The following is an 18,623-nucleotide window of genomic DNA, read 5'->3' as shown; positions in this document are numbered from 1 at the left end:
CAAAGTCTACAAAAGCCGCGGCGACTTCCGCGTCATTCGGTTTTGCCGGCGAACTTGTCGGTCGAGCGAATCAGGCGATCGAGAATGCCGGGCTCCGAATAGGCGTGGCCTGCGCCCTCGATGAGGTGGAATTCGGCCGCGGGCCACGCCTTGTGCAATCGCCAGGCAAATCTGGCCGGGCACGGCATGTCGTAGCGGCCGTGCACGATCACGCCCGGGATACCATGGAGCTTGTGCGCGTCGCGCAGCAATTGCCCCTCCTCGAGCCAGCCGGCATTGACGAAGAAATGGTTCTCGATGCGGGCGAAGGCGTCGGCGAATTCCTCTTCCTCGAAGCGGTTGCTGGTCTCTGGCTCCGGTAGGAGCGTGATCGTCTCGCCCTCCCAGAGGCTCCAGGCCTTTGCTGCTGCGATCCGCGTCGCGCGGTCCTCGCTCGTCAGCCGCCGATTATAGGCCCGCATCATCGCGTGGCGCTCTTCCGGCGGGATCGGCGCGACGAAACGCTCCCACTTGTCCGGGAACATTTCCGACACGCCGAACTGATAATACCAATCGAGCTCGGCTCTGGTGAGCATGTAGATGCCACGAAGGACCAGCTCGGAGACGCGCTCCGGATGGGTTTCGGCGTAAGCGAGCGCCAGCGTCGATCCCCAGGAGCCGCCGAAGACCAGCCACTTCTCGACACCGGCCAATTCCCTCAGCCGCTCGATATCGGTGACCAGATGCCAGGTCGTATTCGCCTCCAGTTCGGCGTGCGGCATCGACTTGCCGCAGCCGCGCTGGTCGAAGAGCAAGACGTCATAGAGCTCCGGATCGAAGAGACGGCGGTGGCTCGGCGAGATCGTGCCGCCGGGGCCGCCATGCAGGAAGACCGCCGACTTGGCGCCGGGCGTGCCGACCCGCTCCCAATAGACGAGATGTCCGTCGCCCACGTCCAGGTGACCGGAAGCATAGGGCTCGATTTCCGGATAGAGATTACGCAGATCAGCACTCACTGAAACTCTTCCTCGCGTGGCCAGTGGATGGTGTCGAAATCGGGATGCTGGCGGTTGGATTCCAGGACGGCGAGATGGCGCGCCGCGGCCGCATCGCTGCCGTCGTCGGTCTCCTTTTCACGCAGGGCCGGCAAGTGCGAAAACCACAGCATGCGCGACTCGACACCGGATTGGTAAATCGGCTGCACGTCGTCCGGATCGTCGAGGGAGCCGAGCGTGATGTTCAGGAAGTTCTCGTTCGGCATGTCATAGAAAAGCGGAGTACCGCATGCGCGGCAGAACCCGCGCCGCACGAGGTCCGATGACCTGAACCAGGCGGGCTCGCCGCGCGTGATCCGGAAATCCTCGCGCGCGATATTGGCGAGCGGCAGGAAATAGTTTCCGGCCGCCTTCTGGCACATGCGGCAATGACAGATATGCGCATCCTCAAGCGTACCCTCGGCGCGATAGCGCACCGCGCCGCATTGGCAACCGCCCGTGAAGATGCGCCGGATCATCATGCCCAGACTCCCGCCGGCGGCCATTGCTCGGTCTCATGGTCCGGATGCTGGAACGAGATGATCTGCTCCTGTCGCGCATAGTAATCCGGATCTTCATGAACCGGCTGGTCGAAAATGGTCTCGACCCAAGGCAGCCTCGCCTGGAAGTTGACCTGGATGCGCGGCGAAAGATCGGAGCGGTCGTCGAAGGCGCCGATCGCAATTTCGAGCCCCCCGGGATGCCGATAGGTCAGCGGCGTGCCGCATTTCGGGCAGAAGCCGCGATCGATATTGACGGACGACTGAAAGTAGCTCGGTTCGTCACGGGTCCATTCGACGCCGTCCTTCGGCGCCGTCACCAGGGCCGAGAAGAACGAGCCGAACTGCTTCTGGCACATGCGGCAGTGGCAGATCGACGGACGTCCAAGCGCGCCGCGGGTGCGGAAGCGAACGGCGCCGCATTGGCACCCTCCTGTTCTGACGGTCTCGCTCATCATCTCTCCTTCCGTGGCCAGGTTTCGGTGTCATGGTCCGGGTGCTGATAGGACACGAGATCGGCGAGGAAGGATGCCGAATCCCGGTCGGCCATCGTCTCCTCGCCGGGAAGTTCCGGCACGCGATCGACATAAGGCAACTTCGCCTCCACGCCCCATTGAATCGCCGGCGCGATGCCTTCCGGCCTGTCGAAAGCCGCGATCGCCAGCGCCATCCCGTCCGGCGCCTCATAGGTGAGCGGCGTCCCACAATCTCCACAGAAGCCGCGCCACACGTGGTTCGAGGACTGGAAGCGCTTGCGCTCGCCACGCGTCCAGACAAGCCTTGCACCGCGAACGGAGACGAGCGGCAGGTAGAAGTTGCCGCTCGCCTTCTGGCACATGCGGCAATGGCAGACCGAGGCGTCGCCGAGCTTGCCTTCCACGCGAAAGCGGACCGCACCGCATTGGCATCCGCCGCTATGGATATCGTCAGCCATGTGGTCCTCCTCTTGCCTCGCGCACCGGCGGTCCTTGCCGTCGCGCCGGTCAGGGCTGCGAGCGTTTCACTTCCCAGGTCGTCACCCGTTCGCCCGTTTCCGGATCCTTGCCGTCCTTGAGCTGGATGCCCCGCCCCTGCAGATCGGCGCGGATCGCATCGGCCTCGGCATAGTTCTTCGCCTTTAGAAGTTCGAGGCGCACGCGCACGCGGGCGTCGATCTCGTGCACGACCGCCTCGTCGAGTTCGATCTCCTTCGGCACGACGCCGATCAGGGCGGCGCTCGCGGCAAAGGCGCCGAGATATTGCGCATCGGCCGACGCCTTTTGAGCCAGCGCATGCAGCGCCTGGATCGCTGTAACCGTATTGAGGTCGTCCGCAAGAGCCGCCACCACCTGGCGGTCCGGCTCCCCAGCCGCATCGCCCGGTACCGGCCATTTCGAGAGCAGATGCTCGGCCTCCTCCAGCCGCTTGATCGAGAAGTCGATCGGCTCGCGATAATGCGTCATCAGCATGGCGAGCCTGAGGACCTCGCCCGGCCATTGCCGGCCGCCGAATTTCTCCGTGTGCAGGAGCTCGTAGATGGTGATGAAATTGCCTTCCGACTTCGACATCTTGCGGCCTTCGACCTGCAGGAAGCCGTTATGCATCCACACATTCGCCATCACTTCGGTGCCGTGGGCGCAACGCGACTGAGCAATCTCGTTCTCGTGGTGCGGAAAGATCAGATCGATGCCGCCGCCATGAATATCGAACACCTCGCCAAGATAGCGTCCACTCATCGCCGAGCACTCGATGTGCCAGCCGGGCCGGCCCCGCCCCCAGGGACTTTCCCAGCCCGGCTCATGCTCCTCCGAGAGCTTCCAGAGCACGAAGTCCCCCGGATTTCGCTTGTGGGCCTCGACGGCGATGCGGGCGCCTGCCTGCTGTTCCTCGAGGTTGCGCTTGGAAAGCTGCCCGTAATCGGCCATCGACGTGGTGTCGAACAACACCTCGCCTTCGGCCTCGTAGGCATGGCCCTTCGCAATGAGCTTCTCGATGATCTCGATCATCTGGGCGATGTTTTCGGTGGCGCGCGGCTGCACGGTCGGGTCGAGGCAGCCGAGCACCGCGGCGTCTTCCAGGAACTGCTTCTCGGTCGATTCCGTGACGCGGCGGATAGCCTCGTTCAGCGGAAGGCCGGAATAGTCGCGCAACGCCCGTGCATTGATCTTGTCGTCGACGTCGGTGATGTTGCGCGCATAGGTGACCTGGCTTTCGCCGTAGATATGACGCAGCAGCCGGAAAACCACGTCGAAGACGATGATCGGCCGCGCATTGCCGATATGGGCATAGTCGTAGACCGTCGGTCCGCAGACATACATGCGGACGTTTTGAGGGTCGATCGGCCGGAAATCGGCCTTCTCCCGCGTCAGCGTGTTGTACAGCTTCAAAACCGGCATTCCGCCCATCCCAAATCTCCAAGCCTGCATGCAACCGTTGCAACAGCGCGTCCGGGGGGCCCGCACGTTTTGTCATCTTGGAATTGTGGAGACGAAAACGGCCAGGCCAGCGGGGCGCTAGCGAATAATTTTCCGGCAAATTATGCAGATAACCGTCTTCATGGCGCCCCTTATCGCGCGTCGCTCCGCCCCGGTCAAGAGGCGAGCCGCATGCAAGCGAAAGTCGTCGTCGTCGATGCCCATGGCCACGGATCTGTCATGTTTTGGCTTATCCGAAAGCGCCACGCGGGAAAGCGATTCGTGAGGCATGGTTGTGCGCCGTATCCTGTTTCCCAAGGAAATGAAAAGTGACGCGGCTTTCGGCACAAATGCGAAAGCGAAGCGTTACCATGACTCGGGAAAACACAGGAGAGTGTGAAATGAAAGCCGCGACCACAACAAAAACCCCGGCGGCGGATCTCGTCACGAAATACCGGCCGCTCGGCATCAAGGCCGTGCTCGCTGCCGCCCTGCAAGCCAAGGCCAAGCCGACGAACACCAAGAGCACTAAGAGCACCAAGCGCCGCACGTGAGCGCCTCCTCTAGAACAGCGACAGCTGGCCGCACCCGTCCCCACTCGGATCCTCGGTCTCCAATGCAGCCCCGGCGGCGGGCGTGACTTCTTCCTGAAGCTCGGGCCCCATATTCCCGACCTTGTTGACCCGATCGGAGACGGGGATCGCCTCGAAGAGCTCCTCAGCCGCCGGTACCATGAGATCCGCAACCTCGCGCGGTTCCTGCCTCCTGCAATCGAGCCAACGCGTGAAATCCTGCGGTTGGATAACGACCGGCATGCGGTCGTGAACGTGGCTGACCGCCCTGTTGGCGCTGGTCGTCAGGATGGCTGCGGTATCGACCTCCGAACCGTCCGCTGACGACCAGGTTTCCATGAGCCCGGCAAAGGCGACGATACCGCCCTCCTTCGGCCGGATCCAATAGGCCTGCGAGGCGCCCCGGCTGCCCCTTGGCGGCCGATGCCACTCGTAGAAGCCGGAGGCCGGAACCAGGATGCGGCGGTGCCGCATCGCACCCCGGAAGGCCGCCTTGTCCGCCACCGTTTCGGCACGGGCATTGATCAGCAGCGGGAAGCTGCGCGGGTCCTTCACCCAGCCCGGCGTGAATCCCCAGCGTGCGAGGAGCGCCTTGCGCTCCGGCAGATTGCTACCGGGCTCCGGCCGCTCCGTGGCGATGACGACAAGGATCGGCTGCGTCGGAGCAATATTGAACCGCGCCGGAAAGCCCTCGACTTTCAGCAGCCCAAGCAGTTCCACCAATACTTCCGGCGTCGCCGTCAGCGCAAAACGTCCGCACATGACAGGGATGTGGCACTTCGCTTAAGGTGGGTCAACGACCCCATGCAATTCGATCCGGATTATGCAAAGCCAACCTGAACGCGCTTCCTCCGCCATTCTCGAACGGGACGGACGCTATCTCCTCGTCCGGCGGGCCAATCCACCCGCAGCCCAGATGTATGCTTTCCCGGGCGGTCGCGCCGAGGCCGGCGAAACGCCGGCGGAAACCGCCCTTCGCGAGTTGGCGGAGGAGACCGGCATAAGGGGATGCAATCCCGTGCTTTTCGAGGTTTACGACCTTCCCCCGCGACGAACCGAGAGCCGTCACTTTCTCCTATCCGTCTTCACGGTCGAGGCGGACGCCGCCTGTGTAGCTATTGCCAATGACGACGCCTTGGATGTCGGCTGGTTCACGCCGGACGAAATCTTTGCCTTGCCCGTTCCGAAAAGCGTTCGTGACTGCGTGGAGAAGCTGGTTCGCATCCGGACGACGGCCTGCCCGGAATAGGACGCGGACATCCATCGAAGATGGTCCGCCTGCATCCAGTTGTGTATTTCGCGCCAGCTCGGGCTTCAAAAAATGCTCGTGTTCTCCCGTTGCACAGGCTTGAAACCAGACCCGATTCGGCTTTGATGGAGCGATGACCGCTGCATCGCTTCCAATACGGCTGTTCCTGACCTGCGTGACGCTTGCCTTGGCGGCAGCCGCTGCCGCCCAGGACGCGCCGCCCGCCGAGACACCCCCGCCGGCCGTCGAGGCGAAACCGCCGCCCTATGAACAGCGCCTGTTGCGGCTCGCCGAAATACTGGGTTCGGTCCATTACCTGCGCAATCTCTGCCTGGCGAAACCCGAAGACACCTGGCGGCAATCGATGCAGGCGTTGATCGACCGTGAGACGGCAGGCGAACCGAAACGACGCGAGCACATGACCGCCGCCTTCAACCGGGGCTATCGGACATTTGCCTCCGTCTACAGCGCCTGCACCGAGTCGGCGACACTCGCCGAGGCGCGATACCGTGCCGAAGGCGCAACACTTGCTTCAGAAATCGTGGCACGCTTCGGGAATTAACAGGATATTAACCCCTTTTTCCGCGAGCCCGTGTCGTTTCGGGAAAAGGCTGCTAAGTTGTTAAGACAGTGGTAAGGAGTGCCCGGCCTGTCTGCCCGTTCAGTTGCGGTTCAGCAGAGAGGCGCTAGCTTAGGCCGAGTATAGCTGATGGAACCCGCATGGATCGAATGATGGAACCAAGCCTGACCGACATTGACGACATGATCGTCCACGAAAAAATGCAGGCGGCCCTGGAACACCAGAACGAAGCCTGGGCGGACGGTATGGCCGACGGAATCGAGCCGGAAATCATCGCCGACGCGGCCATTGCGCTGGCAATGCGGGAAACCGTTCGGCTCCACGGCGAAGAGGGTGCCGAGGCCATGCTGAACTCTCTTCGCGAGCGGATGCTCGCTGGAGAATTTTCGCCACAGCGGACTCTACAGTAACGCCAGGACTGCCCATGAGCCGGACTTCAGCTTACCGGGCGACACCGGTGCGCCTCGTTGCGCTGCTGCTGGCAGGTGTCGTCCTGTCACCGACCGCGGTTGCGCCTGCATTCGCGCTCAGCGAATTGCGACCGGCCCCCGCTCCCGTTGCCGACGGGCAGAGCGATGCACCGGCACCTCGAGAGGCGCCCGAAGAGGCCGTCCCGCTTGAGATTCCAACACCTGACCCGTTGGTGAACGAAGGGGCGGGAGAGGCCATCGAAGAGGCTGCACCGGAGGTGGTCGAGCCGGTCGAGGTGCTGACGGATGTTTCGAAACTACCGGCACCCGTCGTCCGCATGCGCGAACTGATCGTCGAAGCCGCTGCGTCCGGAGACATCGAGAGGCTGCGCCCCCTGCTCGGCAAGGGTCCGACCCAGACGCAAGTCTCCGGCGCCGCCGGCGAGGAGGATCCGATTGCGGTGCTGAAGGGCCTGTCCGGCGACCAGGACGGCGTCGAAATTCTGGCGATCCTCCTCGACGTGCTTTCGACTGCTTTCGTTCTTGCGGACAAGGGCACGCCTGAGGAGGCCTATATCTGGCCCTATTTTGCCGAGAAACCTCTGTCGTCCCTGACGCCACCGGAGAAGGTCGATCTGTTCCGCCTCGTCACAGCCGGTGACTTCGCCGGCATGGAGGAACTCGGCAACTACAATTTCTATCGTGTGGGCATTGCGCCCGACGGCCGATGGAGGTTCTTCGTCGCCGGCGATTGACCGGCACGCTTGCTCTTGCCCACCGGAAATCCTACCTGTTCGAGAAACAGAACAGGATTCGAAGCCATGCCGAAGCTCTGCCTTGACAACCGTGCAGTGATCCGCGTTTCCGGACAGGACGCAGAAGCGCTGTTGCAGGGCCTGGTCACCACCGATATCGGTTCGCTGGCCGAGGGCGAAGCGAGTCCCGGTGCCCTTCTGACCCCGCAGGGCAAGATTTTTTTCGAGTTTCTGATCTCCCGCGACGGCGACAAATTCCGGCTGGAGACGACGAGCGATCAGGCCGAGGTGCTTCTAAAGCGCCTGACCATGTACAAGCTCAGATCAGCGGTGGAACTCTCGCTCGCCTCGCCAGCGCCGGTGACGGTCGTCTTCGGCGAGGAGCGACCGAGCGGCAGCTATCGCGACCACCGTTTTGAAAAGGCCGGCACGCCGGTGTTCCGGATTTATGCCGAGACGGCCGAAGCCGACGCGACCGTCGCCGATCTCGACGGTCTGAGGATCGCGGCGGGCGTCGCTGTCGCCGGTCGGGACTATGCCTTGCAGGACGCCTTTCCCCACGATGTGCTGATGGATCTGAATGGCGGTCTATCCTTCCGCAAGGGTTGCTATGTCGGGCAGGAGGTCGTTTCGCGCATGCAGCACCGCGGCTCGGCCCGGCGCCGCGTGGTGATCGTCGCCGGCGAAATGGCCCTCCCGCCGACGGGCACGAGCATCTCCGCCTCCGGGCGGCCGATCGGCGCGCTCGGGACGGTGCGCGACAAGGCCGGGCTCGCGATCGTGCGCATCGACAAGGCGGGGGAAGCGATGGCGAAGGGGGAAGCGATCCTTGCCGGCGATGTGCCCGTGATGCTGACGCTGCCCGGCTGGACCGGACTCGTCTTTCCGGCGGATACCGATGAGGCAAGCGCATGACGAATGCGCGAGCCTGGCAACGGATGCTTTCCGGTCGGCGGCTCGATCTGCTCGACCCCTCGCCGCTCGACGTCGAACTGGCCGACATCGCCCACGGACTCGCCCGCGTTGCGCGCTGGAACGGGCAGACGACCGGCGATCACGCCTTTTCCGTCGCCCAGCACAGCCTGCTCGTAGAGGAGATTTTCCGGCGCACCAATCGCTGCAGTGCCGACGACTGCCTGATGGCGCTGCTCCACGATGCGCCGGAATATGTGATCGGCGATATGATCTCACCTTTCAAGGCCGTGGTCGGTGGCGGCTATAAGGCGGTGGAAAACCGCCTGGAGAGCGCGGTGCATCTGCGCTTCGGTCTGCCGGCGCACACGCCCAGGGAACTTAAGGATCGGATCAAGAAGGCCGACCGCGTCGCCGCCTATTTCGAGGCGACGGAAATTGCAGGCTTCTCGCCCGAAGAGGCCCGGAGGTTCTTCGGTCAGCCGCGCGGCATTACGCGCGAGACCCTGCTGATCGATCCGCTGCCGGCGATCGAGGCACAACGCCTTTTTTCCGCCCGTTTCGGCACGCTCGAGAATGAGCGCGCCAAGGCGAAGCACGAGAGCGTGACATGACAGGCATCGTCGTGTCGCCGCTCGCACGCATAGCGGAAATGGCGGTTCGCCACCGCTGCCGCGAAATGGTCAGCCTGCTTGCGAAGGGGCAGGATTTCCATCGCCCTGCGGTGATCGACGGCACGAAACATCTGACGATCGGCGTCAACGACATCAGCTTCGCCGGGACGGGCGACCTCGTAGCGCCGCAGGAGACCCACGTCGAGCAGATCGTCGAATTCGCGCGGCAATGGGATCGTGCGCGACCGCTCCTCGTCCATTGCTGGATGGGCGTTTCGCGCTCACCGGCCGCAGCGCTGATCGCGGCACTTGCCGTCGAGCCCGATCAGGACGACGTGGTGCTGGCGACGCGGCTGCGGGTGGTGTCGCCCTTCGCGACGCCGAACACCCGGCTGGTGGAAATTGGGGATCATGCGTTATCGCGCAAGGGAAGGCTGATCGCGGCGGTACGAGCCATCGGCCGCGGCGCGGAGGCCGACGGCAATGCGCCCTTCCTCCTGCCACTTCGCCCGGAGATGTCCATGCATGCCGGCTGACGCACAACCCGCTACGGTCGAGATCGGCCTCAATGCGGTCATCGTCGCCGTCGTCAACCGCAGCCCGCGCATTCTCGCCGTCAGCGAAACCGATGGCGACGTGCGCGACGGCCTGCCCTTCGGGCCCTTCGATCCGGCGCGCCACCGCACTTTCGAGGAGAGCCTTCGCGCCCGCGTCGAGAAGCGGACCGCGCTGAAGCTCGGCTATATCGAGCAGCTCTATACCTTCGGCGATCGCGGTCGGCAGCGTCTTCCTGGCGAGGAAGGCAAGCACATGGTCTCCGTCGGCTATCTCGCGCTGACGCGCACCGACGCCGAGAACAACGAACGGCTGGCGGAGGCAGGCGCCCATTGGCGGGACTGGTACCGTTATCTGCCTTGGGAAGACTGGCGGCAGGGTCGCCCGGCAATTCTCGACCAGGCGATCCTGCCTGCGCTCGCCCAATGGAAGATTGCCCAGGCCGACAAGGAGAAATCCGTCTCGAGCGCACAGCGCCGAGCGCGCCTGCGCCTCGCTTTCGGTCTCGATGACTTCCCCTGGGACGAGGAGCGCGTGCTGGAGCGGTACGAGCTGCTTTACGAGGCGGGGCTGGTGCGGGAGGCCGTGATCGACGGTCATTGCCGCGGCCCCGGCGGTTCGGCGGTCGGGCTCGCCATGCGGCACGATCATCGCCGCATCGTTGCCACCGCCATCGCCCGGCTGCGCGGCAAGATCAAGTACAGGCCCGTCGTCTTCGAACTGATGCCGCCGGAATTCACGTTGACCCATCTGCAGGCGACTGTGGAGGCAATCTCCGGCCAGCACCTACACAAACAGAATTTTCGTCGGCTGGTCGAGGGCGCCGAACTCGTCGAAGCCACGGGAGGAACGCTGGCGTCGACCGGTGGCCGGCCCGCGGCGCTTTTCCGCTTCAGACGGCAAATTCTCGACGAGCGGCCCGCTCCGGGCCTTAAGGTCGGAGGCCGATAAACGTCACCTGATGACGGCGCAGGCCAATCGTTCGCCGCCACCGCCGTCCGGCTGGCTGCGGTTGTCGTCGGAATTCTGGTGGATCACCAAAGCGCGGCCGCGGATCGCCGTCCCCGTTTCATCAAGCGATACGAAGCTGTTGAACACGTGGGCACGCAGGACACCGTCGGCGCCGACATATTGGTTCGGCAGATCGCCGGCATGCGGGCCGTTTGCCGCGAGGAATCCGTGTTCGGCGTTTTCGTCTTCACCGGCAAAGTGGCTTCCCGCAGACTTGAAGCTCTCCGCAGGGTCGCAATTCCCCATTTCGTGCACGTGGAAGGCAACCCAGGTGTCCTTCGGCAGGCCGCTGACCTCCACCTCAAACAGCACGCCCTTGCCGCCGGCCGTCAGGGTCGCCCGCCCCGTCTCCTTGCGATCCTTGCCGATGAAATCGGCGGTTGCCGTCTGAGATGATTGTTGTGCGGCCGCAGCGGTTGCCAGTCCCGCCGCGAAGGCGACGACAGCTATCGTCCTGATCATCATCAATCCTTCCTTGCTCTCGGCTCCAAGACGGCAACGCATGGCTGCCGACCTCGTTCCCCTGCCCGGATGGATTTTGCCGGAGCCACCGCTGGCTTGGGTTCGGCTAGATCGAAATATCGAGCCCGATATCGAGCGTCGGCGCCGCCATGGTGATCTTCGAGGTGGAGATATAGTCGACGCCCGTTTCGGCAATCGCGCGGATCGTGTCGATCTTGACATTGCCGGAGGCCTCGAGCCGGGTGCGGCGCGGATCGCCCGGGTATACGGCGGCGCCGAGTCCCCAATGAGCGGCGTTTATCAAGACGGCTTCGCGGAGCAGGTCCGGATCCATATTGTCCAGCAGGATCACGTCCGGCCCGGCGGTCAGCGCCTCGCGCATCTGAGCGAGGCCATCGACCTCGACCTCGACCTTCACCAGATGACCGCAATAGGCGCGCGCGGCGCGGATGGCGTCGGCGACCCCTCCGGAAACCGCGATGTGATTGTCCTTGATCAGCACCGCGTCATCGAGCCCGTAGCGGTGGTTGGAGCCGCCGCCGAGGCGCACGGCATATTTCTCGAGCGCCCGCAGGCCGGGGATGGTCTTGCGCGTGCAGCAGACCTTCGCCGCCGTGTGGGCAATCTCGTCGGCGAATTTTGCCGTATAGCTGGCGATGCCCGACAGATGCATAAGAAAATTGAGCGCTACGCGCTCCGCCGACAGCAGGCAGCGGGCGCGACCGGATATCCGGGCGATGGCCGTTCCCGCTGCCACGCGTTCCCCCTCGTTAACCAGGGCTTCGAAACTGATCGACGGATCGATGAGGCGGAAGGCGGTGCGTGCCAGTTCCAGGCCCGCAATGACGCCCGCTTCGCGCCCGCGCATTTCGGCCGTGGCCGCCATATCCGGTCCGACGGTCGCAAGCGTGGTGATGTCGCCAGCGCGGCCGAGGTCTTCCAATAGAGCGTTTCTCACCTGCTCCTCGACCATGAGAGCGGGGAGTTCGGGACGAAGGGCGACGGTCATGACGGAGTTCCCCATTGTCTGAATCCACGGTGGCGCGGGGTCACGCCGGCTCGGTTTCGGCGACCTCGGCCGCCAGCCGCTCCGCCTGCGCCAGTGTCAAATAGGTGCGGCGCCGCCATTCGGGTCGCTCTTCCGGGCAATCGGCGCGGAAATGGCCGCCCCGGCTCTCCGAGCGCTGCAAGGCGGCAACGGCGATGAGCTTGGCCGTGGTGACGATATTGGCGAAGCGCAACCGCGTGTTGGCGCGCTCCAGCTCGGCGATCTCGCGGATGGAACGAGCCAGGCTCTCGCGCGTGCGCACGACGCCGACGCACTCGCTCATCAGCGCACGCAAGCGCTTGAATGGCGGACTGTCGTCGACCGTCACCGGATCGTCGTTCTCGCCGGCATTGTCGCCCCATTCGGTGAGCTTCGGCGCCGGCAGGGCGCCCTTGATGTTGTCGGCGATGCGCGCGGCAAAGACGACCGCTTCAAGGAGCGAATTCGAGGCAAGCCGATTGGCGCCGTGGACGCCGGTGGAAGTGACTTCGCCCGCAGCCCAGAGGCCATCGATCGAGGTCCTCCCCTCTCCGTCGGTGAGCACGCCGCCCATATGGTAGTGCACCGCCGGCGCGACCGGGATCGGCTGTTCCACCGGGTCTATGCCGGCCGCGATGCAGGAGGCATAGACGGTCGGAAACATCTCGGGGAAATGCTTGCCGACGGCCCTGGTGCAATCGAGGAAGGCGCCGCGCCCGGCCTGCACTTCGGCGAAGACGCCGCGGGAAACGACATCGCGCGGGGCAAGCTCTCCGTCCGGATGAATGTCGAGCATGAAGCGTTGGCCTTTGGAATTGACGAGAATGGCGCCATCGCCGCGCAGCGCCTCGGTGGCGAGCGGTGCCGGATCCTTGCCGATATTGATCGCGGTCGGGTGGAACTGCACGAATTCGGGATCGGCGATGATGGCGCCGGCCCGCGCCGCCATGCCCACGCCCTGGCCACAAGCCTCCCAGGGATTGGTGGTAACCGCGAAGAGGTGACCGACACCGCCCGAGCAGAGGACGACGGCGCGCGCCGGAAAGGATACCCGCCTCTTCGACTGACCGGCATCAGGCCTGGCCACGACACCGGAAATGAAACGGCCTTCGCGCACCAGTTCCTCAACCACGTAACCTTCCAGCACGCGGATCGAAGGGGTGCCGCGCACGGCGGCGATCAGCGCCTCCATGATGGCCCGGCCGGCCATGTCACCCTTGACGCGGACGATGCGCCGCTCGGAATGCGCGGCCTCGCGCGAAAGCAGGAGCCTGCCCTCGAGATCCCGGTCGAAGGGCACGCCGTATTCGAGCAGATCGTGGATGCGCGCCGGTCCCTCGGCGACCATCATACGCGTCATCTTCTCGTCGACGATGCCGGCTCCGGCGGCGACCGTATCGGCGACGTGCTTCTCGTACGTGTCGCCCGTGCTCATCGCCGCGGCAATCCCCCCTTGCGCCCAGGCGGAGGAGGCGCCGTGGCCGATCGGCGCGGCAGCCAGGACGGTGACGGGCCGCGGCGCGAGCTTCAGCGCGCAGAAAAGCCCCGCAAGGCCCCCGCCGACGATGACGATATCATCGATCCCATTGAAGGATTGCGGACGGAAATGGTCGGTCAGCATGGCGCGGTCACTCCTTCGACGGCCTGCATGGGCTGGCTCTGCAGCCGATATTACTGCTTGAGGTTCACCATGCGCTCGACGGCCAGGCGCGCGCGGTCGGCGATGGCGGGATCCACCAGAACCTCTTCCGTCATGTCGAGCAGGCTGTCGAGGATCTTCGGCAGCGTGATGCGCTTCATGTGCGGACAGAGATTGCAGGGTTTGACGAAGTCGACGCCTTGCACCTCCGCCTGGATATTGGACGCCATCGAGCATTCGGTGACGAGCAGCACGCGGCCGGGCCGCTTGTCCTTGACGTAGTTGATCATGCCCGAAGTCGAACCGGAGAAATCGCAAACGGCGATCACGTCCGGATGGCATTCCGGATGGCCAATGATCTCGATGCCCGGATTGGCCTCCTTGTAGGCGAGGAGTTCGGCCGCGGTGAAGCGCTCGTGAACCTCGCAATGACCCTTCCAGGTGAGAATCTTCTTGTTGGTCTGGCGGGCGACGTTCATCGCCAGGTATTCGTCCGGGATGCAGAGCACGGTGTCGGATTCGAGGCTTTCGACAACCGCCAACACGTTCGACGAGGTGCAGCAGATATCGGTCTCGGCCTTCACCTCGGCCGAGGTGTTGACGTAGGTGACGACCGGAACGCCGGGATAGCGCTCCTTCAAGAGCCGCACATCGGCACCGGTGATCGATTCCGAGAGCGAGCAACCGGCCCTGGCGTCGGGGATCAGCACCGTCTTGTCCGGATTGAGCAGCTTGGAGGTTTCGGCCATGAAGTGCACGCCGCACTGGACGATGATCTCGGCATCCACCTTGGTGGCGTCGCGCGCGAGCTGTAGCGAATCGCCGACGATATCGGCAACGCAATGGAAGATGTCCGGCGTCTGGTAATTGTGCGCCAGGATGACGGCGTTGCGTTCTTTCTTCAGCCGGTTGATGGCGTGGATATAAGGCGCATAGGCTGCCCATTCTATCGGCGGAATGAAATCCTTGACCTTTTCGTGGAGATGCTCGGTCTCGCGGGCGACCGCCGGGGTGTAGGCGAGGTCCGGCCTTTCGATGACGCCGAAGCGCGCCGCAGCGCTCACGAAGGCTGGCGCAGACGCCGCGGCCGTGCGAAGGTTAAGTCTGCTCATCGAGCTCTCCTTTTGCCGTTCTCGGCTCGACCAATTATGCTCAATGTGAGCATAATTGGCTTAAAAAAAAGCGGCTGGGGGCCGCCGAACTGATTTAGAAAGTTTTGTGACAGATTTCAAGCGTCGCAAACAGGCAGTGCGCCCGGCGCTGCCGGACGCACCCTCTCGATGTCAGGCCATAGCCGGGCGGGCGACGCCGCGTTCTTCGATCGGCCAGTGAACGATCGCCGCGAAGACGCCGAGCGCGACGCCGAGCCACCAGACAGGATCGTAGGATCCGAAGCGGTCGTAGAGATAGCCGCCCATCCAGACCCCCAAAAAGGAGCCTACCTGGTGGGAAAGGAAGACGATGCCACCGAGCAGGCCGAGATGGCGCGTTCCGAACATTATCGCCACGAGCGCGTTGGTCGGCGGCACGGTCGAAAGCCACAGGAGACCCATGGCAATCGCGAAGACGATGACCGACATCGGCGTTTGCGGCAGCAGGAGAAAGGCCGTCACCACGACCGAGCGTCCAAGATAGATCCACGCCAGGAAGTAGGGCTTCGAATAGCGCTGGCTGATGATGCCGGCGGACAGAGAGCCGATAATGTTGAAGAAGCCGATCAGCGCAAGCGCGATCACCGCATAACGGGCATCGATGCCGATGTCGCCGAGATAGGCCGGGAAATGTGCCGTGATGAAGGCCACCTGATAGCCGCAGACGAAGAAGCCGGAGACGAGCAGCAGATAGCTCCGATGGCCGAGCGCTTCCTTTACGGCCTCGCCAATGGTCTGCGCGGACAGCGCTTCGGAGTGCCTCCCCGAACTGGCATTGCCGCGCAGCGGGACGGCGATGAGCGGCACGAGCAGCATCAGGAGGCCGAGATAGACGAGACTGTCGGACCAGCCATAGGCTGAAATCAGCCCCTGGCTCAGCGGCGCGAAAAGAAACATGCCGGCCGAGCCCGCCGCAGTGCCGATGCCGAAGACGAGCGCACGACGGTCCGGCGCGACATTGCGTGCGAAGGCTGAGAGCACGATGCCGAAGGAGCCGGACGCGACGCCGAGACCGACCAGCACGCCGCCGCCGATATGCAACCAGATCGGCGCATTGGCGAAGGCCATGATGACGAGGCCGCTTGCGTAGAGAAGGCCCGAAAGCGCCAGCGTGCGCCAGGTGCCGAACTTGTCGGCGATGGCGCCGAAGAACGGCTGGCCGAGACCCCAGCAGAGGTTCTGGATTGCCATGGCAAGACCGAAGGTCGTCCTGTCCCATCCGGTGTCGGCGAGCATGGGCAACTGGAAGAAGCCCATGGCCGAACGCGGACCGAAGGTCAGCATCGCGATCATGGAACCGGCGGCAATGATCAACCAGGGCAGACTGCCATGATCTGCCGTACGCACGGCTGGGGTGACTGCGGACATGGGGAGGCTCCGATCTATTGAGGGGCCATCCTATGAGCACGCTTTAATTGCGCAAAACCAATTAAATTGACGATTGGATCACAGGAATTGATGACGTTCCCGCAGCCGTGCCAATCCGCATTTCAGGCGCTGTCGCGCAACTTCATCGGCCAACGCTCCTTCCGATAGCGTCCGACGGTCGCCACATCGCCGAGGTTTACCGTCCCTTCGCCGCGCGGTACGGCATTCCAGCCGAAGAGGACGCCGGGAACGCGGCGATCGGCGGACATGCGTTTTTCCGAAAGGCCCTGGATCGGATTGCCGCCGATGCGCTCCCCGGTCGTCTGATCCTGCGTGGTCATGATGCAACGCGAACAGGGCTTGACGAGATCGACTACGATGCCGCCGATCTCCAGGCTCTCCCAAAGATCCTCCGCCCAGGGCTCGTCACAGTCGATCAGGATGTTGGTACGGAAGCGCTCCATGCCGACCGGCTCCTGCCCTTTTTCGACGAGGGTGCGATTGAGGTCGGCAAGCGAACCGGTCGTCGTGATCAGGATGGGAAAGCCGTCGGCAAACCCGACCGGCACCGCCGATCCCGCCCATTCGGCGCCGACGAAGCGCTCAGCTTCTTCGTCCATATGGACGAACTTGAGGGACCGTCCGAACCATCCGGAGAGCGCTTCATTGGCTGCCTCGTCAGCCAGCGCGGCATTCACGTCGCTCGACCAGACGCGGACTGCAAGTCGCCGGTCCGGATCGAAGCGGGCGGACAGTGCGCTGCCGTTCATCTTCAGATGCACGCCGCGGTCGACCGGCACCGCTTCCACCTGCGCCAGCGCCTGCAATTCGCGCTGGGTGATGAAGCGGCCGCCGGGCTCGACCAGCATGAAACGCCGGTCGCCCACGAGGCCGTCGAGTTTGACCGTCACCGAGGTTTGCGGAATGGCGCGCCCGCTTTTCAACGGGTGAATGTTGAGGCCGGTCACTTTCATCGCGCACTTCCAGGTTCAGAAACAGAATCAATTTTTTCCTAATCCGATTCATGGAGGCGCCGCAACCCGTTGAAAGAGCTGAGCTTCGGTGGTCTCCGAGCCGCCGGTGGTGCCCGACCAGCGTCAGACCGCCGCATTCGGCCGCAAGCTCTTTCCGGACATCGCATCGAAGACATGCAGTTTTCCTGCGCCGGCGGCGACGGCGATCTGCTGCCCCGGCTTGAAATCATAACGATCGGAGAAGAGCGCGACGATCTCGCCATTGCCGTAGCGCAGAAACACCATCGTCTCAGATCCCGTTGGCTCGGTTACGTTCACGGTCGTCTGAAGGCCATTATCGGCAAGCGCCAAGTGCTCCGGTCGAACCCCGAGTAGGACGGTCTGCCCATCCGTCGCCTCCGGCTTGAAGCCGAGCGGGATCCGGTCACCGGCCTCGGTCACAAAAAGGTTGCCAGCCGCCGCGTATGCTCCCTTCAGGAGGTTCATGGCAGGCGAACCGATGAAAGTCGCCACGAAGGTGTTGTCCGGACTGTCGTAAAGCTCGAGCGGCGTGCCGATCTGTTCGACCTTGCCGCTTTGCATGACCACGATCTTGTCGGCCATGGTCATCGCCTCGACCTGGTCATGGGTCACGTAAATGGTTGTCGTCTTCAGTCGCTGGTGTAGTTCCTTGATTTCCTTGCGCATCTGTACGCGTAGCTTCGCGTCCAGGTTCGACAACGGCTCATCGAACAGGAACACCTGCGGGTCGCGCACGATCGCCCGCCCCATGGCCACGCGCTGGCGCTGGCCGCCGGACAGTTGGCGCGGATACCGGTCGAGGTAGGGAACGAGGTCCAATGTCTCCGCTGCGGCCCGCAGGCGCTCCTTGATGACATCGGCTGGCCGCTTCTGCAGCCGCAAAGCGAATACCATGTTCTCCGCGACGGTCTTATGCGGATAGAGAGCATAGCTCTGGAAGACCATGGCGATATCGCGATCCTTGGGCGGCAGATTGTTGACGACCTTGTCGCCGATCGCAATGGTCCCGCTCGTGATGCTTTCAAGCCCAGCGACCATCCGCAGGAGGGTCGACTTGCCGCAGCCGGAAGGCCCGACCAGCACGACGAACTCCCCATCGGCGATATCGATGTCCACGCCGTGAAGCACGTTCAGGGTACCGTAAGCCTTCAGCACCCTGGAAATCTTGACTCCAGCCATCTCGCTCCCACTCGCTCTCATGGCCAGGCGTAGCCACGGCCGCTCCCTGCATGAATCTCCACGTCGCCGGAGCGGGCAAAACAAGCCAGCGCCCTTCTCGGAAGACCCCTGCAGCCTCCTCCGTGAAACGTTTCATTGCCTTGTTGACATTTTCTCTTCGCCGCCTGATCCTCACCACCGAGACCGAGAGGAGCGGTTTCAATCAAGATATGAAACGTTTCATTTCTTGCTTACCAAA

Annotated in this window: 22 protein-coding genes; 9 read left to right on the top strand and 13 right to left on the bottom strand. The window is 63.6% G+C overall.

The window, feature by feature from the left end; translation table 11 throughout:
- Positions 1-32: 32 nt before the first annotated feature.
- Genes pip through cysS form a run of 5 tightly spaced genes read right to left on the bottom strand, consistent with a single transcriptional unit; the run spans position 33 to position 3,897 of the window.
- Entirely contained in the window at positions 33-995 is a 963-nt protein-coding gene (gene pip / locus EKH55_RS03595; protein WP_069460580.1) for a prolyl aminopeptidase, read from the bottom strand.
- Positions 992-1,492, bottom strand: coding sequence for a GFA family protein (locus EKH55_RS03590; protein ID WP_069460843.1), 501 nt, complete (start codon positions 1,490-1,492; stop codon positions 992-994). Before EKH55_RS03590 ends, pip begins: the two co-directional genes overlap by 4 nt.
- Complete coding sequence (locus EKH55_RS03585) at positions 1,492-1,968, bottom strand: GFA family protein (RefSeq protein WP_069460579.1); 477 nt, start codon at positions 1,966-1,968, stop codon at positions 1,492-1,494. Before EKH55_RS03585 ends, EKH55_RS03590 begins: the two co-directional genes overlap by 1 nt.
- Positions 1,968-2,447 (bottom strand): GFA family protein, encoded by a 480-nt coding sequence (locus EKH55_RS03580; RefSeq protein WP_069460578.1) that lies wholly within the window; start codon positions 2,445-2,447, stop codon positions 1,968-1,970. Before EKH55_RS03580 ends, EKH55_RS03585 begins: the two co-directional genes overlap by 1 nt.
- 49 nt (positions 2,448-2,496) lie before the next feature.
- The gene (cysS, locus tag EKH55_RS03575) at positions 2,497-3,897 is read right to left on the bottom strand and encodes a cysteine--tRNA ligase (RefSeq protein WP_069460577.1); all 1,401 of its coding nucleotides are present in this window, start codon (positions 3,895-3,897) and stop codon (positions 2,497-2,499) included.
- Positions 3,898-4,307: 410 nt separating this feature from the next.
- Between cysS and EKH55_RS29305 the strand changes: the two genes are divergently transcribed.
- Positions 4,308-4,460: a hypothetical protein gene (locus EKH55_RS29305; protein ID WP_165614752.1), complete on the top strand. Its 153-nt coding sequence runs from the start codon at positions 4,308-4,310 to the stop codon at positions 4,458-4,460.
- Positions 4,461-4,469: 9 nt separating this feature from the next.
- On the opposite strand, the gene EKH55_RS03570 is transcribed toward EKH55_RS29305, so the two are convergent.
- Positions 4,470-5,240, bottom strand: coding sequence for an SOS response-associated peptidase (locus EKH55_RS03570; RefSeq protein ID WP_069460575.1), 771 nt, complete (start codon positions 5,238-5,240; stop codon positions 4,470-4,472).
- A gap of 58 nt (positions 5,241-5,298) precedes the next feature.
- Between EKH55_RS03570 and EKH55_RS03565 the strand changes: the two genes are divergently transcribed.
- The 8 genes from EKH55_RS03565 (at position 5,299) to EKH55_RS03530 (ending at position 10,504) form a co-directional block, all read left to right on the top strand.
- Positions 5,299-5,727 (top strand): NUDIX hydrolase, encoded by a 429-nt coding sequence (locus EKH55_RS03565; protein ID WP_069460574.1) that lies wholly within the window; start codon positions 5,299-5,301, stop codon positions 5,725-5,727.
- 133 nt (positions 5,728-5,860) lie between these two features.
- The gene (locus EKH55_RS03560) at positions 5,861-6,289 is read left to right on the top strand and encodes a TIGR02301 family protein (RefSeq protein ID WP_069460573.1); all 429 of its coding nucleotides are present in this window, start codon (positions 5,861-5,863) and stop codon (positions 6,287-6,289) included.
- Positions 6,290-6,447: 158 nt separating this feature from the next.
- Complete coding sequence (locus tag EKH55_RS03555) at positions 6,448-6,717, top strand: hypothetical protein (protein ID WP_106407932.1); 270 nt, start codon at positions 6,448-6,450, stop codon at positions 6,715-6,717.
- A 14-nt stretch (positions 6,718-6,731) separates the two neighbouring features.
- Positions 6,732-7,472, top strand: a complete 741-nt coding sequence (locus EKH55_RS03550; RefSeq protein WP_069460572.1) for a hypothetical protein — start codon at positions 6,732-6,734, stop codon at positions 7,470-7,472.
- A gap of 66 nt (positions 7,473-7,538) precedes the next feature.
- A complete protein-coding gene (gene ygfZ / locus EKH55_RS03545; protein ID WP_069460571.1) occupies positions 7,539-8,387 on the top strand; it encodes a CAF17-like 4Fe-4S cluster assembly/insertion protein YgfZ in 849 nt (282 codons plus the stop codon).
- Positions 8,384-8,998, top strand: a complete 615-nt coding sequence (locus tag EKH55_RS03540; protein ID WP_069460570.1) for an HD domain-containing protein — start codon at positions 8,384-8,386, stop codon at positions 8,996-8,998. Before ygfZ ends, EKH55_RS03540 begins: the two co-directional genes overlap by 4 nt.
- Positions 8,995-9,534 (top strand): tyrosine phosphatase family protein, encoded by a 540-nt coding sequence (locus EKH55_RS03535; protein WP_069460569.1) that lies wholly within the window; start codon positions 8,995-8,997, stop codon positions 9,532-9,534. The genes EKH55_RS03540 and EKH55_RS03535 overlap by 4 nt, the downstream gene beginning before the upstream one ends.
- Entirely contained in the window at positions 9,482-10,504 is a 1,023-nt protein-coding gene (locus EKH55_RS03530) for an NUDIX hydrolase (RefSeq protein ID WP_069460568.1), read from the top strand. Before EKH55_RS03535 ends, EKH55_RS03530 begins: the two co-directional genes overlap by 53 nt.
- Positions 10,505-10,507: 3 nt before the next feature.
- Here the strand turns inward: EKH55_RS03530 and EKH55_RS03525 are convergent, their stop codons facing one another.
- The 7 genes from EKH55_RS03525 to EKH55_RS03495 all read right to left on the bottom strand — a co-directional run bounded on the left by EKH55_RS03525 (position 10,508) and on the right by EKH55_RS03495 (position 18,385).
- The gene (locus EKH55_RS03525) at positions 10,508-11,029 is read right to left on the bottom strand and encodes a superoxide dismutase family protein (protein ID WP_427915836.1); all 522 of its coding nucleotides are present in this window, start codon (positions 11,027-11,029) and stop codon (positions 10,508-10,510) included.
- 103 nt (positions 11,030-11,132) lie between these two features.
- A complete protein-coding gene (nadC, locus tag EKH55_RS03520; protein WP_069460567.1) occupies positions 11,133-12,035 on the bottom strand; it encodes a carboxylating nicotinate-nucleotide diphosphorylase in 903 nt (300 codons plus the stop codon).
- Positions 12,036-12,075: 40 nt separating this feature from the next.
- Complete coding sequence (locus EKH55_RS03515) at positions 12,076-13,674, bottom strand: L-aspartate oxidase (RefSeq protein WP_151610988.1); 1,599 nt, start codon at positions 13,672-13,674, stop codon at positions 12,076-12,078.
- Between the two features lie 50 nt (positions 13,675-13,724).
- Positions 13,725-14,804 carry a quinolinate synthase NadA gene (gene nadA / locus EKH55_RS03510; RefSeq protein WP_151610987.1) on the bottom strand — a complete coding sequence of 360 codons (1,080 nt, stop codon included), beginning with the start codon at positions 14,802-14,804 and terminating at the stop codon, positions 13,725-13,727.
- 171 nt (positions 14,805-14,975) lie between these two features.
- The gene (locus EKH55_RS03505; protein ID WP_069460564.1) at positions 14,976-16,211 is read right to left on the bottom strand and encodes an MFS transporter; all 1,236 of its coding nucleotides are present in this window, start codon (positions 16,209-16,211) and stop codon (positions 14,976-14,978) included.
- Positions 16,212-16,333: 122 nt separating this feature from the next.
- The gene (locus EKH55_RS03500; RefSeq protein WP_151610986.1) at positions 16,334-17,185 is read right to left on the bottom strand and encodes an MOSC domain-containing protein; all 852 of its coding nucleotides are present in this window, start codon (positions 17,183-17,185) and stop codon (positions 16,334-16,336) included.
- 123 nt (positions 17,186-17,308) lie between these two features.
- On the bottom strand, positions 17,309-18,385 hold the full coding sequence (locus EKH55_RS03495; RefSeq protein ID WP_151610985.1) for an ABC transporter ATP-binding protein: 1,077 nt from the start codon (positions 18,383-18,385) through the stop codon (positions 17,309-17,311).
- Positions 18,386-18,623 lie beyond the last annotated feature (238 nt).

Origin of the sequence: Sinorhizobium alkalisoli (assembly GCF_008932245.1) — a bacterium.
Lineage (GTDB): Bacteria > Pseudomonadota > Alphaproteobacteria > Rhizobiales > Rhizobiaceae > Sinorhizobium > Sinorhizobium alkalisoli.
This window is presented reverse-complemented; position numbering and strand designations above follow the sequence as displayed.

Coding starts and splice junctions, on each gene's coding strand:
- EKH55_RS03590 (WP_069460843.1), bottom strand. CDS start 1,492: ATGATCCGGCGCATCTTCACGGGCGGTTGCCAATGCGGCGCGGTGCGC.
- EKH55_RS03585 (WP_069460579.1), bottom strand. CDS start 1,968: ATGAGCGAGACCGTCAGAACAGGAGGGTGCCAATGCGGCGCCGTTCGC.
- EKH55_RS03580 (WP_069460578.1), bottom strand. CDS start 2,447: ATGGCTGACGATATCCATAGCGGCGGATGCCAATGCGGTGCGGTCCGC.
- cysS (WP_069460577.1), bottom strand. CDS start 3,897: ATGGGCGGAATGCCGGTTTTGAAGCTGTACAACACGCTGACGCGGGAG.
- EKH55_RS29305 (WP_165614752.1), top strand. CDS start 4,308: ATGAAAGCCGCGACCACAACAAAAACCCCGGCGGCGGATCTCGTCACG.
- EKH55_RS03570 (WP_069460575.1), bottom strand. CDS start 5,240: ATGTGCGGACGTTTTGCGCTGACGGCGACGCCGGAAGTATTGGTGGAA.
- EKH55_RS03560 (WP_069460573.1), top strand. CDS start 5,861: ATGACCGCTGCATCGCTTCCAATACGGCTGTTCCTGACCTGCGTGACG.
- EKH55_RS03555 (WP_106407932.1), top strand. CDS start 6,448: ATGGATCGAATGATGGAACCAAGCCTGACCGACATTGACGACATGATC.
- EKH55_RS03550 (WP_069460572.1), top strand. CDS start 6,732: ATGAGCCGGACTTCAGCTTACCGGGCGACACCGGTGCGCCTCGTTGCG.
- ygfZ (WP_069460571.1), top strand. CDS start 7,539: ATGCCGAAGCTCTGCCTTGACAACCGTGCAGTGATCCGCGTTTCCGGA.
- EKH55_RS03540 (WP_069460570.1), top strand. CDS start 8,384: ATGACGAATGCGCGAGCCTGGCAACGGATGCTTTCCGGTCGGCGGCTC.
- EKH55_RS03535 (WP_069460569.1), top strand. CDS start 8,995: ATGACAGGCATCGTCGTGTCGCCGCTCGCACGCATAGCGGAAATGGCG.
- EKH55_RS03530 (WP_069460568.1), top strand. CDS start 9,482: ATGCGCCCTTCCTCCTGCCACTTCGCCCGGAGATGTCCATGCATGCCG.
- EKH55_RS03525 (WP_427915836.1), bottom strand. CDS start 11,029: ATGATGATCAGGACGATAGCTGTCGTCGCCTTCGCGGCGGGACTGGCA.
- nadC (WP_069460567.1), bottom strand. CDS start 12,035: ATGACCGTCGCCCTTCGTCCCGAACTCCCCGCTCTCATGGTCGAGGAG.
- EKH55_RS03515 (WP_151610988.1), bottom strand. CDS start 13,674: ATGCTGACCGACCATTTCCGTCCGCAATCCTTCAATGGGATCGATGAT.
- nadA (WP_151610987.1), bottom strand. CDS start 14,804: ATGAGCAGACTTAACCTTCGCACGGCCGCGGCGTCTGCGCCAGCCTTC.
- EKH55_RS03505 (WP_069460564.1), bottom strand. CDS start 16,211: ATGTCCGCAGTCACCCCAGCCGTGCGTACGGCAGATCATGGCAGTCTG.
- EKH55_RS03500 (WP_151610986.1), bottom strand. CDS start 17,185: ATGAAAGTGACCGGCCTCAACATTCACCCGTTGAAAAGCGGGCGCGCC.
- EKH55_RS03495 (WP_151610985.1), bottom strand. CDS start 18,385: ATGGCTGGAGTCAAGATTTCCAGGGTGCTGAAGGCTTACGGTACCCTG.